Consider the following 13,772-nt stretch of genomic DNA (forward strand, 5'->3'; position numbering starts at 1 on the left):
CTGTCTCGTTGGCCGCTCGCGCATCGGCTCGCGCGGTGCCCAACGAGCAGAACTGCTGGCAGGCAACCTCGGGTGGTTCGCTGGTTACCGGGACGCTCGGACGCGACCGACTCTACAGTCGGTAGACCCGCTGCGCGTTGCCACCGAAGATCGCTGCCCGCTCCTCGGTCGTGAGACCGGCGGTGAGCGCTTCGTAGGTGCGGAACGTGCTGAGGTAGTCAGCGGCCAGTGTCGCTACCGGCCAATCGCTCCCCCAGAGGAGGCGCTGTGGCCCGAATCGGTCGAGTGCGAAGTCGACGGCTGGTCGGAGCGTTTCGACCGTCGGATGTGAGCCGGCCTCGGTCAGTAGACCGGAGAGCTTGCACCAGATGGAGGGATAGGGGACGAGCGCCGCCATCCGCTCGCGCCACAGCTGAAGGTCACCACTGGCGATGGGTGGCTTGGCCAAGTGGTCGACGACCAGCGTGAGATCCGGAAAGCGTTCGGCGAGGCGTGGAACATGGTGAAGATGCTCGACGCGCACCAAAAGATCCAGCGTGAGGCCGCGTTCGGCTACCGCCGCGATGCCGCGTTGCACGGCTGGTGAAGCCAGCCAGTCCGGATCGGGGACGTTCTCGGCCGTCGCACGGACGCCGCGGAAGGCAGGATGGCTCGCTAGGCGGTCGAGCTGCTGACCGACCCCCGGCGCGGCGAGGTCGACCCAGCCGACGACGGCGGCGATCCAGGAATACCGCTCGGCGAGCGAGAACCACCAATGGTGATCCCATTCGGAGCGAGCTGCCTGGACGATGACGATGCGGTCGACACCGGCAGCCAGCCGCTGAGGATCGAGGTCGTCCGGCGTAAAGCTCCGCTGCAATGGGCGGAGCTGCTCGGCGAGGTCGGGTGTCATCCAGTAGAGATCGGACCGCTCGATGTCCCAGAAATGGACGTGCGTATCAGTGATCGGCACGCCGGCGATCGGCATCCTGGCTTCCTCCCTCTCCGGTGGCGACGAGCTGGCCTGTCTGTGGGTCGTAGGGGAGCGGTTCGAGCTGCTTCAGTTCCTCCCACAAGGCGTCCGGAATCGGCCAGGTGGCGAACTGGATCGTTTGGGTGACGCGCTCCGGTCGGCTCATACCGACGATCGTCGAGCTGATGCGAGGATCGCGCAGCGAGAACTGCAGGGCAGCTGCAGCCAGCGGGACACCGTAGCGGGCGCAGATCGCCTCGATCGTCCGGGCTCGCTCGATCTCGTCAGGCCGTGCCGCGCGGTACGCATAACGGGGGAACGCACTCGGGCCTTTGGCCAGCAGGCCGCTTCCATAGGGTGCGGCATTGACCACGGCAACCCCGAGTTCGTTCGCTCGCTGAATGAGCGGCTCGGCCGTCCGGTTGAGGAGGGTGTATCGATTGTGGGTGATGACTACTTCGAAAACCCCGGTTTCGATGTAGGCGATAAGCATATCGATCGGACCAGCGGCCACCCCGACATGCTCGATGACTCCCGCATCGCGGAGCGCGAGCAGTGCCTCGACTGGCCCGCCCGGCGCCATCGCCTCAGCCACCGACAAGCCAGCGTGCTCGGGGTCGTGAAAATAGACCAGCTGGAGTCGCTCGAGCCCGAGCAGATGGAGACTGCGCTCGACCGAGCGGCGCACTTGCTCGGCGTCGAAGCGGCCGGTGGCGAGATCGCGGTCGGCTTTGGTCGCCAGAACGTAGCCGGGTGGAAGGCCACCGAGTTCACGGAGGACGATCCCGATGCGTCGCTCGCTTTCACCGTCACCGTACGCAGCCGCGGTATCGAGGAACGTGATCGGGCTGGTGAAGATCGCGCGCAGCGTCGCCAGGGCCTGCTCTGCCGGCACGCGGTAGCCGAACGCTTCCGGCATATCGCCGAGTGGCGCACAACCCGCGCAGACGCTACTGACCTCGAGCCCCGTCCGACCCAGCATGCGACGCGGCAGCGACATCATGACGGGGTTTCCCTTTCCTGAGCGAGACCGTGGCGGTGCTGCGGCCAATCCAGGTCGAAGACGAGTTCCATCGGTGCCCACCATTCGTCGGGGTTCGCCTCGGGTGCGCGTTCCTGGAGCGTCGCCATGAGGCGGTTCCACTCGGCTGAGACAGGGTCCTCGTTCACGCGCGGGAAGTCGCGTGCGAGATCGAAGGCGTCGTCGGTCTCGATGTACATGAAAAGCCGACGACCGCGCAGAAAGATCCGCATCGCGTGGATTCCGACTTCGCGGATCCGGGCGCACACTTGCGGCCAGACCGCCTGGTGGTACTGGATGTAGGCCGCAATAGCGTCCGGATCGTCGCGCAGGCAGAGGGTGAGACCATAGCATTTCATCGGCTCGACCTCCTCACTGAGCGAGCCAGCCGCCGTCGATGACGAGGATGCTACCGGTCACCGCGGCAGCCTCATCGGAAGCCAGGTAGAGCGCGGCTGCCGCGACCTCCTCTGGCTTCACCAGGCGCCCCATCGGTTGGCGCGCTTCCAGTGCTCGGCGTGCGGCGACCGGATCCGGTTCTCGCGCGACCAGTCGCTCGACCCATGGGGAGTCGACGGTTCCCGGGCAGATGCAGTTACAGCGGATACCCTCGCGGACATAAGCGATGGCGATCTGTTTGGTCAAGGTGACCACGGCCCCCTTGCTCGCGCAATAGGCGGCTCGCTTGGGAATCCCGATCAGGCCGGCCACCGACCCGATATTGATGATCACGCCGGAGCGACGGGCGAGCATGCTGGGAAGCGCATACTTGCAGCACAAGAAGACGCCACGCACATTGACCGCGAAAACATTCTCCCACTCGGCCAGATCAGTCTCGACGAGATCCTTCGTCGTGCCGATCCCGGCGTTGTTCACCAGGATGTCGAGGCGACCAAAGCGGTCGAGGGTCCGCTCCATGAGCGTGCGCACGCTCGCTTCGTCGCGCACGTCGACCTGGTCGGGAACGATGCGTTCCGGCACCCGCCGGGCCGTTTCCTCGGCCGCGGCGGCGTCCAGGTCCGCTGCGATGACGAGCGCACCGGCGGAGGCGAACCGCTCGGCGATCGCACGACCGATCCCGGAACCAGCTCCGGTCACGAGAGCGATACGGTCGTGGAGTTGCATCGGTCTGCCTTCCTCCTGTTCATCCGCGCACGGCGCCGAGCAGCAGACCGCGCGCGATGTACCGTTCGAGGACGAGTGCGAGCGCGATCACCGGTGCGATCATGAGCAGGATGAGGACCGACATGTACCACCACTGTGGGCCGCGGGTCGCGTTCTGTGCCGCCACGAGCAAGGGCATCGTTTGCGCCTTGGCGCTGCTCAGGAAGAGGGCGAGCAGGTATTCGTTCCAGGCCAGGACGAAGATGAACAAGAAGGTCGCGACGAGACCGGGCAGGGCGAGCGGCAGAACGATCCGCCAGAGAATCTGGTAGCGGTTGGCCCCGTCGATCGCTGCACTCTCTTCCAGTTCGATCGGGATGGTGTGGAAGTAGTCGCGGAGGAGCCAGACGGCGATCGGAAGGTTCGCCGCCACGTACGACACGACGAGTGCCGTCCGCGTATCCAACATGCCGAGTCGCTGGAAGAGGATGTAAATCGGAATCACGATCGCAACCGGTGGGAGCATGCGCTGCGAGATCATCCAGAAGGCGATGTCGGCGTTGCCGAGCTTGGGACCAGCGACGCGCCGCAAGGCGGTCGCACGGGCGAGAACGAACGCTCCCAGTCCGCCAACCACCGCCAATGGCCACGGGAGTCCCAGTTGGATCCCGATGCCCGCGAGAATCGCGCCGGCGAGAAAGAAGAGGACGCTAGTCAATCGGACGCGATAGGTGAAGCGACTCAGCCCGTAGGTGGCCGCGGCACCGAGGAGCAGGGTAAGCACGGAGCTCGTTCCGCCGACGATCACCGTATTGAGATACGGTCGAAGCGTATCGTTGCCGAGATCGACCAGGATATAGCGCCACGCATGCAGCGAAGGTTGGAAGTCAACGAACGGCAGATAGGTCGGTCCTTCGTTGACATGGACCGGAAGTTTGAAGGCCGTGATGGCTAACCAGTAGAGCGGAAAGAGCACGACCGCTGCCCAGCAAGACAGGATGGCGTAGGAAAGGAGGGCGGCGAGGGGGCCAGGGCGAGTCGGACTGGTCTGCCAGCGGAATGCCATGACGATCCCCCTAAAGCGCTTGGCTCAACCGGCGGTGAAGCAGCCGCACGTACGCGATGCCGACGAAGGTGACGACGAAGAGAAGCGTATAGGCGACGGCAGCGGACGTGCCGTAGTCGAGCGATCGCCAGAGCACGTACGCGTGCAGGGTGAGCGATTCGGTGGCGGTGCCTGGTCCCCCTCCGGTCAAGACGTTCGGCATATCGAAGATCTTGAAGGCTTCGATGAGCCGGATCAGGATCACGGTGCTCGCCACCGGAGCGATTTGGGGAAGCGTGATATGCCAAAAGATCTGCCAGCGGTTCGCACCATCGACGATCGCCGCTTCGATCGGCTCGGGTGACTGGCTTTCGAGCGCTGCCAAGAGGACGATGAACATGAACGGCGTCCACTGCCAGAGGTCACCGATCATGACGGCGATGCGTGCGCCCCATGGATCGTTGACCCAGCTGACGTTGGCGTAGCCGAGCCAGTTGGCGATCGGTGCGAACGGTCCCTTGCCGGTGTCGGTCAGCATGCGGAAGGTATAGGCGACTCCGACCGGCGTGATCATCATGGGTAGGAGAAAGACGACGCGGAAGAAGCGTCGTCCTGGTAACTGCTGGGCACAGAGCGAGGCGAGCAGGAGTCCGACCAGGAATTGCAGGGCCACGCCGCCGAAGACGTAGACCCAGGTCACGACCAGCGTGCCGGGTCGTCCGCCGCTGACCACGGTTCGGGCGATGAGCCACAGCGCGAGCAGCAAGCCGAGTGCGACCGTCCCATGGCCGAGCAGGCGCGGGAAAGCGAGCGGGCCGCTGCGCAGCGAGCGTCCGAGCAGGAAGACGGCCAGGACGCTCGTGGCCAGGAAGAACAACCAACCGGCCGTATCGAGCCGGGCGAGCTGACCGAGCAAGTGCTGCTGCTCGGAGCCGACGAAGAGCTTGCGATAGTTCGCGAGCCCCCGGAAATGGATCTCGAATCCGCCCGAAACGGGTTGGAAGCGCGACAGCGAGAGATAGAGCGAGAACAGGAGTGGGAAGATGGAAAGGACAAGAATCACCAGCACGGCTGGAAGCACCAGGACTGCTCCCGCCTGCTGATCGGCCCAGCTCACCAGATGCTCGCGGCTGAGGGGGATGCGGCGGGTCGGCGCCGCAACCGCATCCCCCGTTCGTGGTGGCAGGACACTCGGTCGAGTCTGCCGCACGAGTCGCGTGATCCTTCCGGATTCAGCGGATGCTCAAGCTAGCGCGATAGGCCTGCTTCTGCTTCTCGCGTCCGAGCTCGTCGGTGATTTCGTTCCAGCCTTTGGTCAGTTCCTCCATCGCTTGCTTGGTCGTCAGTTCGCCGGCGAGATAGCGGGAGAGCACCGTATCGAGCACGACGCCCTGATAGCGCTGCGCGCCGGGAATGCGGAGATCGAGCACCATGTTGGGACTGTTGAGACTCTCCTTGATGGCTCCCAGATAGTTCTTGGCAGCCGCCTCGCTCATGCCGGCCTTGACCCAGAGATCGATGTTCTCGAATTGGGAGATGCGGTACGGATTGAAACCGGTCTTCCCGATCGTGACGTCGACGTTGGCTTGCGCCGGCTGGCTCATGTAGGAGAGGAAAGCATAACCCGCGTCCTTGACCTTGGCCGGTGCGTTCTTGTTGATCGCGCCCGACCAACCACCGAAGGCAGCATAGGGCGCATGGTTCACCCCGTTGATCGCGTGCGGGCAGGTCGTCTGGTCGCAGGCGACCAGCTTGCCTGCCTTGCGATCGAGTACCTCCTTGGTGCCGGGCAGGATGACCGCACCGACCTTGTCCTTCACTTTCGACTGCTCGGGATCGATGGCGAGCGTGCCGATGTCGCCCCAATCGAGCGTCAGCGCGCAGCGCCCGGTGACGAAGGCAGCACGGCTGTCACCGACGTCCCAGTTCAGTTCGTCCGGTGGCCCGTACTTGCCGGTCTCCTTGTAAATCTCCAGCGCGCGCTCGAACGCTTCGTTCATGGTCAGCGGTTCCATGGTGTCGACGTCGAAGAAGGCACCCTGTTGCGTTCCCTGACTCTGCAGGAACGAAGCGGCGATCGACCAGAACATCCAGTAGCTCTGGGCTCCGCGGCGCTTGGCGATCCCCGAGCCGAAGTCGGGTACCCCGTCGCCGTTCAGGTCCTTGCCGTGGAACTTCTGGGCGATAGCCAGATAGTCCTCCCAGGTTTCCGGTGGCTTGAGCCCTTCGGCTTCGAGCAAGTCCGTTCGGTAATAGACCATCTGGAAGTCACCGTCCAAGGGGATGGTATAAATGCGGCCTCCATAGGTGGCACTGAAGTTGCGGAAGAAGGGCGCGATATCGTCCCACTGCAGCGCGGGATCGGCTTCGATGCGTGGGGTGAGGTCTTCGAGATAGCCGGGCTCGACGTAGTCGGCCATCCACTGCGGAGCGAAGACGATGACGTGATAACTGTTGGTACCAGTCGTGAAGTCGGTCAAGATCTTCTGATAAAGGTCCGCGAAGGGAACCGTGATCACGTTGATCTTGGCGCCGGTGAGCTTTTGGAACTCGGGTGCGCGACGCTGCAGCGGCTCGGCAATCTGTGGTCCGGTGAAGGTGATCACGTTGACCTCGACGCCCTCGAACTGCTGACCAGCGGCCGGCGTTCCAGCCGATGGGGCAGGGGTGGGTGTCGCCTCGCCGCGGCGACAGGCAGCGAGCAGTGCGCTCCCGCCTGCCACCAGCGTGGTTCCGAGAAAGTGCCGACGCGAGAGTTTCCTCGTCATGGTGCAACCCTCCTCCTCGAACTGTGAACTGCCATCCCATCGATCGCTCGATCATCGACCCGGCTAAAGCCGAGTTGTCGGGAGAGCTCGTCGGCCGCCGTGCGGGCCGCTCGGACGAGTTCCTCGACGCGCTCGACACCGATACGGGTCACCGGAACGGAGATACTGAGGGCAGCCACGACGATACCGTGTGCGTCGCGGACTGGCGCACCGAAGCACCAAACGTCGGGAAGCGTCTCGCCGCGATCGATGGCGAATCCCTGCGCGCGAACCTGAGCCAGTTCGGCTCGGAGCGCTTCCGGATCGGTGATGGTGCGCGAGGTGAGGGCGACCAATGGCCCTTCGGCCAAGAGGCGCTCGAGTTCGTCCTCGGGCAGCCAGGCCAGGAGGCACTTCCCGAGGGAGGTCGCGTGCGCTGGGAGGCGCGTGCCGACCTCCGAGGCCAAGCGAACCCATTGGGTGCCTTCCTGCTTGCCGATATACAGCACCTCGCGCCCCTGGAGGATGGCGAGCTGAATCGTCTCGCCGAGTTCGCGGGCGAGCGGACGCGCCACCTCCGTGAAGGCGCGGAGCAAGTCGCTCTGACGAGCGTAGGCGCCGGCGAGCGTCACGATGTGGGGGCCGAGCCGATACCGCTTGCTGGACTGATCCCTAACCAGAAGGCCGGCCTCGACCAAGGTGGCGAGGACGGCATGCAGCGTGCTCTTCGACTCGCCGATCGCCCGGGCCAGTTCGCTGAGCGTCAACCCATCGCCGGCTCGTGCGAGGGCGTGCAGACTCGCCACCGCTCGCCAGACGGCTGGAGACTGTACCGGCATCGTCACCACCCTCGTTCGGTATCTCGAAAGCTGTTCCGCTCACCGAACTGTCTCCATCCTAGGAGGGACAGTGGTCGTTGTCAAGAGGGGAATGTGCGTTGCGGCGGTTCTCCTCACGGAAGATCGCCAGTCACCTGAGCGAGTGCGCCCGCGCGGCAAAGCTGCGCAGCACCGGAGCGCTCCCTGGAGGCACGGCAGCCGGCCAGCGTGCCACGCTCGTGCTGGTGGCCGGCGAGATCGGCAGACGCCGTCCTGGTCCGTGCGACCGCAAGGAGTCCCGGAACGAGGAGCGGCTCGCACCGTCTACCCTCGCTGGGGTGCGGCCGTGAGTCCCGACGCGAACGGTGAGCGATCGCTGGCGGGCATCGTAGGGGCCGGGCTCAGCGGTTCGAGCTTGACCGATTCCGGTTTCGGAGTCCGGCGGGAGCGAGATCGTCTTGCGGCCCCACGTCTCGAACGGGACAGAGCCCCTCGGAGTCTGTTGGACAGGTGGGGAGTGCCCGCCGCGACCCGGCAGCGATGCTGGTTCGATCGAGTGCCGGTGGATGTCTCGATCAGAATGCGTGACCGCCGATGACCGAGCCGGATTCTCGTCGGGCCACGCTCCCCTGCGGCGAAACGCGGCGCGCGTACTGCCTGGTTTCAGGTCGACGTCCGATCGACGGAACGCATCGATCGCCCGCATGAGCGGTGCGATCAGGGAACATGCCGGTCACGACGAAACTTCTGATCGCGCCAGCCTTGAGCAGGTAGGTCCGCTGACGGAAGCTGGTCGCGCGTTCTTCCTCGGAGCGGGCCCTGAGCAGAAGTTCACGCACCCCTCAGGCCATCGAGGGACAGCCAGTGCTGCCGTCGTCCGGTCGGTCGCCGAGAACGTTCACTGGATACCCGACGGGCACTTGCTCTTCGACCTTCCGATATCCCAGTGTCCGCCACACGGCCGGGTGGACTCGAGACGGCGTCCCCGCGATGCGCAGAATCGCTTCCTAATCTGCACTCGCCGGAATCCGTCTTGGAGCTTGCGCCCGACGAGCTCCCCGCCGACCGGATCGACCACGACCCGACCGGTACCGTCATCGACCTCGAAAACGATACGCTATCCGTTTTCGGCAACGATCACCGCGCGCCGACTACTCTTCTTCCTCTCGCTGTGCTGCTCCGCGACTCGCTCGGTCACTGCGCGGGACGACACGCAGGGGTGATCGGTGGGCTCGCTTCTCAGGGGTGTTGCGGAATGCACGGCTCGGGAGCTCTCGGCCATCTCTGGCGATCGGCTCGTGCAACGCGGCGATCGGGAAGATCGGCGCGAGGCGCCGGAGCTGCAGCTGCGGTGCGTCCGGCGGATACCGGATCAGGCAGACCAGGCCGACATAGGCCGCTTAGGGGAAGCACAACGTGACGAAGCTCAGGGTTTCTCCTGTCGGCGCCTTGGTCTACGCGAGCACACTGTGTCTGTTCTCTGGACGGTCGTGAGCTGGCAGCATGCTTCTCGAGGCGCGCACCGTGCAAGATGCCGCTCAGCTGCTCGCTGTGCCGAGCCGTCGAGCGGCACCCCAAGGACATCTCGACGAGCGAGCCGAGATGGCGAGCCGGGACCGGCTCGCCGGTAACGTGGGGGAGCGTGCCAGGGAGAAAGCCGTCGTGGAGTCGTGAGGATCCCCGCGCTCGAGTGACCAGAACTGCCGACCGGCTGGGAACATCTCGTCGGGAGAAGGGATGAGTAGGGAGTGGAGCTTTACCTGAAACAGCGAGGCTGGTACCGGGCGATGAACAGGAGGTGGTTTGCGCGCGACGAAGTATGAACCCGCTGGGAGGTTGACAAAAGGAGTACTCATGTACCGGGTCGAGCTGACCGAAGGATAGAGTACGCAGTTGGGGCTCCTGACGAAGCGACGACCGGCCGGCGTTGCCTGCGGTGGCGGGTCAAAGGTATCGGGCAAGCAGCATCGGCTCGCGCGAGAGACAGTGCAGAAACACCTGCACCGCGCGGGAGCCGAGAACCGCTCTTCAGTCTCTAGATGAGTACTTAGGTCGGCTGGCCGGTCAGCCATTGGCGAGCGCGTGCCACGGACGCTTCGAGTCGACCCATCACCCACCGGAGCATGCGGCGACGGAGCTCTCGCCCACTCGCGGGTGCGAAGAGCAGACCGAGCGCGAGACCCCAGGTGAAGAATTTGGCGGCGGTGCGCAAGCGGTCCAACATCGCTCGCTAGCTCTCCGTGCTGACCGTGACCTCGCTCGTCGCTGCATGCATTGTGCCGGTCGCCTGTTCCCCTGCGGAGAACCGTGTCTCGAGCAACTCCCGCGCCGATGCGAGCCGCTCGCGCGCCAGCGCGGCGATCTGCTCGCCCTGGCTGCGGGCTTGCTGCGCTAGCTGGCTGGCTCGCTCGCGCCAGATGACCGAACCGGCGCGGCGCTCCGAACTGGACAACCATATAGCGAGCGCGCCGACCGCGGTACCGATGAGGAAACCGCTGAGGAAGCTGCGGATGAATCTTCGTCTCATGGCCGACCTCCCTCCCGGTCTCTCCTCTGCTGCTGACCGGACCGTGCAACAGCAGTGTAATCGGTCAACTGCCAGGGGACAAGGGGAAAGCGGCGTGATGGAGCCTTGAAGGCGCTGCGTCGATGATCCGGCGCAGTGAGCTGTGATCATGCTCGTCTCTTCGGTGAAAGGCCGGGAACGAGGTCGAGGTCGCTCTGCTCGTGCGTTCGACCCCGGTCGATCGGAACGAGGCGCTCGCGCTCGCTTCCGACCCCGAGGTGGCTCCGGGACGAGAGCGCGTGTTTTCGGGAAGACCGACCGTGTCGACGAAATCAGCATGCTCGCCGGCTATTTCTCCAGCAGGCTGGGCGATGGACTGGCGGAGCTTCCGGGATATACTTTATGGATAAATCTATTATCGTTCTCGGCTCGACGATGAAGCGCGGCGATGAGAGTCGAACGGAGGCCGAAATGCATTCGAGGGCAAGGATGACGCGGCGCTCGTTAGTCGGCCTGGGATGTGCCGTGGCGAGCGCGCTTCTGACCGCGTGTGCGGGGCGGCGACGAGATCGGTTCCGGGTTCGCCCGCTAGGACCGTGACGGAAGGATCTCCGCGTTCGATAGTGACGGCTACGCCGGCAACGTCAGTGACGGGTGAGCCGGTACGGATCGGCATGCTGGTCGCGTTGTCCGGTCCTTTCGCTTCCCTCGGCGAGAATTTGGTGCGCGGGCTCCAGCTCGCGCTCGAGGAAGTCGACGAGCGAGCCGGTGACCGAGCGATCGTCGTGCAGGTCGAGGACACTGCGGGGAATCCGGATCAGGCACTGGCCAAGGCACGTCAACTCGTGGAGCGCGAACGTGTCCACATCCTCGCTGGCGTGACGCTGAGCAGCGAGGCCGGGGCACTCCGCGATGACGTCGTTGCCGCTGGTATTCCGCTTCTCGTGAGTAATGCCGGGCTACCAGGCTTGACGCGTGATCCCAAACTGCGTAGCCCGCTCATCTTCCGTGTCTCCTTCGCCAATGGGCAACACGAGGCTCCCTTCGGTCGCTACGCCTACGAGAAGCTCGGCTACCGTCGCGTTGTCCTGACCGGCTTGGACTACTCTGCCGGGCACGACAAGGTCGGGGCGTTCGGTCACCATTTCCAGGCAGCAGGGGGGAGGATCGTCGGCGAGGTCTTTGCACCGGTCGACACGGCCGACTATGGACCCTACCTGCAGCGGATCCGGCAATACGATGCCGATGCAGTTTTTGCATTCTATTCCGGGGTCGATGCAGTACGCTTCGTCCAGCAATATGCCGAGTTTGGCTTGTTGGAGCGGTTGCCCCTTTTCGGTTCAGGTGATACGGTCGACGAGAGCATCCTGGCGGAACAGGGAGAGGCGGCGCTGGGATTCGTCAGTTCCTCGCACTACGCGGTGCTGTACGACTCGCCAGAAAACCGCCAGCTCGTCCAGCGGTGCCACGAGCGCTTCGGTGTCGGGGCGAACCAGTTCGTCTATCAGGGTTACCTGACTGGTCGCGTGATCACCGAGGCACTACGTGCAGTCGATGGAGCCGCTGAAGACCGGACGCGGTTCCTCGCTGCGCTCCGAGCAGTCGAGTTCACTGGTCCGACCGGTCGGTTTCGCTTCCACCCGGAATCCCAAGGCGCCGTGATCACCGTCTTCGTACGTCGTGTCGAGCGACTCCCGAACGGTGAGTTGGGCAACGTCGTGCTCGACCGCGTCCGCGACGTCGACGATGTCTCGTTCTGACATGGGGGGGCGAGCGGTCCGTGGGGCACCGACTCGGTTGCGGGACACCGGTGATCCGGCTGTGCAGCGGCACGGTGACTTCCCGAGCCGGTCCGCACTCGCGGGCTTCTCCTTTGTGGCGGCGGGTTACCCCCTGCGATCCGATGGAGGCGAGCTTTCGGAGGGGGAAAGCGAGGAGCATGCACTGGTGATCCGGCGAATGCGGGTGTCTCCAGCGGTCGACCGGATCTGCCCACCGCGTAGAGTCGGCACCGATTGCGGGTCCAGGGATTCTGTCGCATACTTGAGGCGAATCGGCGCGCCGGCTCGATCGGTTTCGCAGTGTCGGCGCGTGATCGAGAGAGGATTGCCCCCATGGACCGTGCGATGATACGCAGCCGTCTCGTGGAGATCGTCGGCGCGGATGGAGTGCTCGACGATCCCGAGGAACTCCTCGTGTACGAATACGATGCATCTGACGAAGTCTTTGCCGGGCATCATCGCCCGGATTTCGCAGTACTCCCGCGGACGGCGGAGCAGGTGAGCGCGGTCGTCCGCCTGGCGAACGAGTTCGGGATTCCGGTGGTCCCGCGCGGCGCTGGCACTGGGCTGGCTGGTGGAGCGCTGGCTCTGCGCGGTGGCATCGTCGTAGTCGTCACGCGGATGAATCGAATCCTGGAAGTCAACGAGCAGGATGGCTATGCCATCGTCGAGCCGGGAGTCATCAACCTCGAGCTGACGCAGGTATTACAGCCGCGCGGTTATTTCTTCGCTCCTGACCCTGCTTCCCAGCGGGCTTGCACGATCGGTGGAAACGTCGGGAACAACTCCGGTGGGCCGCATTGTCTCAAATACGGGGTGACCACCAATCACATCCTCGGGTTGGAGGTCGTCCTGCCGGACGGTGAGCGGATCTGGACCGGTGGACCGGTTCCCGAGACGCCGGGTGTCGATCTGACCGGGGTGCTGGTCGGCTCCGAGGGGACCCTCGGTATCGTCACCAAGGTGATGGTGCGACTGACGCGACTTCCCGAGGCGGTGAGCGTCCTTTTGGCGGCCTTCCCGGACATCGAGTCGGCCTCGCATGCTACCTCGGCGATCATCGCGGCTGGTATGCTCCCAGCGGCTCTGGAAATGATGGATCAACTGACGATCAAGGCGGTCGAGGATGCCTTCCATGCCGGCTATCCGCGCGAGGCAGGGGCGGTGTTGCTCGTCGAACTCGATGGCCTGCAGGAGATCGTTGCGGAGAACACGAGCCGGGTCGCCGAGCTCTGTCGGCAGCATGGGGCATGGGAGGTGCGCGTCGCCCGCACCAAGGAGGAGCGCGATCTCCTCTGGCTCGGACGCAAGTCGGCTTTCGGTGCGATGGGACGACTGGCACCCAACTATTATCTCGTCGATACGACGGTGCCGCGGACGAAATTGCCCGCGACCATGCGGCGAGTAGAGGAACTGAGCCGAGAATATCGGCTGTCGATCGCCAACGTCTTCCATGCGGGCGATGGAAATCTCCATCCGCTGGTGCTGTTCGATCGGCAACGACCAGGCGAGGTGGAGCGCGTCCTGGAGTGCACGACCGAAATCCTGCGCTACTGTGTGGATGCCGGCGGAACGTTGTCCGGTGAGCACGGGATCGGTTTCGAAAAGCGCGATTACATGACGCTGGTCTTCACGACCGAAGACTTGTGCGCGATGGCTGGTTTGAAGCGGAGCTTCGATCCCCGCGAACTCTTCAACCCGGAGAAAGTGTTGCCCACCGGTTTCCGCTGTGGTGAGGTGGCGGCGTTGCGACAGCAGGCGATCGCCCAGCGGCTCGGCTTGGAGTACGTGTGAGGGA

12 protein-coding genes are annotated in these 13,772 nt (G+C 64.5%); 2 read left to right on the forward strand and 10 right to left on the reverse strand.

What is annotated here, in order from left to right; genetic code table 11:
* Positions 1-112: 112 nt before the first annotated feature.
* From ACWIVK_RS02155 to ACWIVK_RS02200, 10 genes are all read right to left on the reverse strand, one after another.
* Positions 113-967, reverse strand: coding sequence for an amidohydrolase family protein (locus ACWIVK_RS02155; RefSeq protein WP_448574888.1), 855 nt, complete (start codon positions 965-967; stop codon positions 113-115).
* On the reverse strand, positions 939-1,955 hold the full coding sequence (locus ACWIVK_RS02160; RefSeq protein WP_448574890.1) for an aldo/keto reductase: 1,017 nt from the start codon (positions 1,953-1,955) through the stop codon (positions 939-941). Before ACWIVK_RS02160 ends, ACWIVK_RS02155 begins: the two co-directional genes overlap by 29 nt.
* The gene (locus tag ACWIVK_RS02165) at positions 1,952-2,332 is read right to left on the reverse strand and encodes an L-rhamnose mutarotase (protein WP_448574891.1); all 381 of its coding nucleotides are present in this window, start codon (positions 2,330-2,332) and stop codon (positions 1,952-1,954) included. Before ACWIVK_RS02165 ends, ACWIVK_RS02160 begins: the two co-directional genes overlap by 4 nt.
* Positions 2,333-2,345: 13 nt before the next feature.
* On the reverse strand, positions 2,346-3,098 hold the full coding sequence (locus ACWIVK_RS02170; protein ID WP_448574892.1) for an SDR family NAD(P)-dependent oxidoreductase: 753 nt from the start codon (positions 3,096-3,098) through the stop codon (positions 2,346-2,348).
* 19 nt (positions 3,099-3,117) lie between these two features.
* Positions 3,118-4,143, reverse strand: a complete 1,026-nt coding sequence (locus ACWIVK_RS02175) for a carbohydrate ABC transporter permease (RefSeq protein WP_448574893.1) — start codon at positions 4,141-4,143, stop codon at positions 3,118-3,120.
* Between the two features lie 10 nt (positions 4,144-4,153).
* Entirely contained in the window at positions 4,154-5,332 is a 1,179-nt protein-coding gene (locus ACWIVK_RS02180) for a carbohydrate ABC transporter permease (RefSeq protein WP_448574894.1), read from the reverse strand.
* A gap of 22 nt (positions 5,333-5,354) precedes the next feature.
* Positions 5,355-6,890, reverse strand: a complete 1,536-nt coding sequence (locus tag ACWIVK_RS02185; RefSeq protein ID WP_448574895.1) for an ABC transporter substrate-binding protein — start codon at positions 6,888-6,890, stop codon at positions 5,355-5,357.
* Positions 6,887-7,708 carry an IclR family transcriptional regulator gene (locus tag ACWIVK_RS02190; RefSeq protein WP_448574896.1) on the reverse strand — a complete coding sequence of 274 codons (822 nt, stop codon included), beginning with the start codon at positions 7,706-7,708 and terminating at the stop codon, positions 6,887-6,889. The genes ACWIVK_RS02185 and ACWIVK_RS02190 overlap by 4 nt, the downstream gene beginning before the upstream one ends.
* A 2,026-nt stretch (positions 7,709-9,734) precedes the next feature.
* A complete protein-coding gene (locus tag ACWIVK_RS02195) occupies positions 9,735-9,911 on the reverse strand; it encodes a YtxH domain-containing protein (RefSeq protein WP_448574897.1) in 177 nt (58 codons plus the stop codon).
* Between the two features lie 6 nt (positions 9,912-9,917).
* Entirely contained in the window at positions 9,918-10,214 is a 297-nt protein-coding gene (locus tag ACWIVK_RS02200) for a hypothetical protein (protein WP_448574898.1), read from the reverse strand.
* Between the two features lie 602 nt (positions 10,215-10,816).
* Here ACWIVK_RS02200 and ACWIVK_RS02205 point away from each other — a divergent pair.
* Both ACWIVK_RS02205 and ACWIVK_RS02210 read left to right on the forward strand, forming a co-directional pair.
* Positions 10,817-11,953: an ABC transporter substrate-binding protein gene (locus ACWIVK_RS02205; protein WP_448574899.1), complete on the forward strand. Its 1,137-nt coding sequence runs from the start codon at positions 10,817-10,819 to the stop codon at positions 11,951-11,953.
* 354 nt (positions 11,954-12,307) lie between these two features.
* Positions 12,308-13,768, forward strand: coding sequence for an FAD-linked oxidase C-terminal domain-containing protein (locus ACWIVK_RS02210; RefSeq protein ID WP_448574900.1), 1,461 nt, complete (start codon positions 12,308-12,310; stop codon positions 13,766-13,768).
* Positions 13,769-13,772 lie beyond the last annotated feature (4 nt).

The sequence above is a fragment of the Thermomicrobium sp. genome (assembly GCF_053493975.1).

What these genes read in the sequence shown, in the direction of transcription:
- ACWIVK_RS02160 (WP_448574890.1), bottom strand. Translation starts at nt 1,955, where the DNA reads ATGATGTCGCTGCCGCGTCGCATGCTGGGTCGGACGGGGCTCGAGGTC.
- ACWIVK_RS02165 (WP_448574891.1), bottom strand. Translation starts at nt 2,332, where the DNA reads ATGAAATGCTATGGTCTCACCCTCTGCCTGCGCGACGATCCGGACGCT.
- ACWIVK_RS02190 (WP_448574896.1), bottom strand. Translation starts at nt 7,708, where the DNA reads ATGCCGGTACAGTCTCCAGCCGTCTGGCGAGCGGTGGCGAGTCTGCAC.
- ACWIVK_RS02175 (WP_448574893.1), bottom strand. Translation starts at nt 4,143, where the DNA reads ATGGCATTCCGCTGGCAGACCAGTCCGACTCGCCCTGGCCCCCTCGCC.
- ACWIVK_RS02170 (WP_448574892.1), bottom strand. Translation starts at nt 3,098, where the DNA reads ATGCAACTCCACGACCGTATCGCTCTCGTGACCGGAGCTGGTTCCGGG.
- ACWIVK_RS02185 (WP_448574895.1), bottom strand. Translation starts at nt 6,890, where the DNA reads ATGACGAGGAAACTCTCGCGTCGGCACTTTCTCGGAACCACGCTGGTG.
- ACWIVK_RS02210 (WP_448574900.1), top strand. Translation starts at nt 12,308, where the DNA reads ATGGACCGTGCGATGATACGCAGCCGTCTCGTGGAGATCGTCGGCGCG.
- ACWIVK_RS02195 (WP_448574897.1), bottom strand. Translation starts at nt 9,911, where the DNA reads ATGTTGGACCGCTTGCGCACCGCCGCCAAATTCTTCACCTGGGGTCTC.
- ACWIVK_RS02200 (WP_448574898.1), bottom strand. Translation starts at nt 10,214, where the DNA reads ATGAGACGAAGATTCATCCGCAGCTTCCTCAGCGGTTTCCTCATCGGT.
- ACWIVK_RS02155 (WP_448574888.1), bottom strand. Translation starts at nt 967, where the DNA reads ATGCCGATCGCCGGCGTGCCGATCACTGATACGCACGTCCATTTCTGG.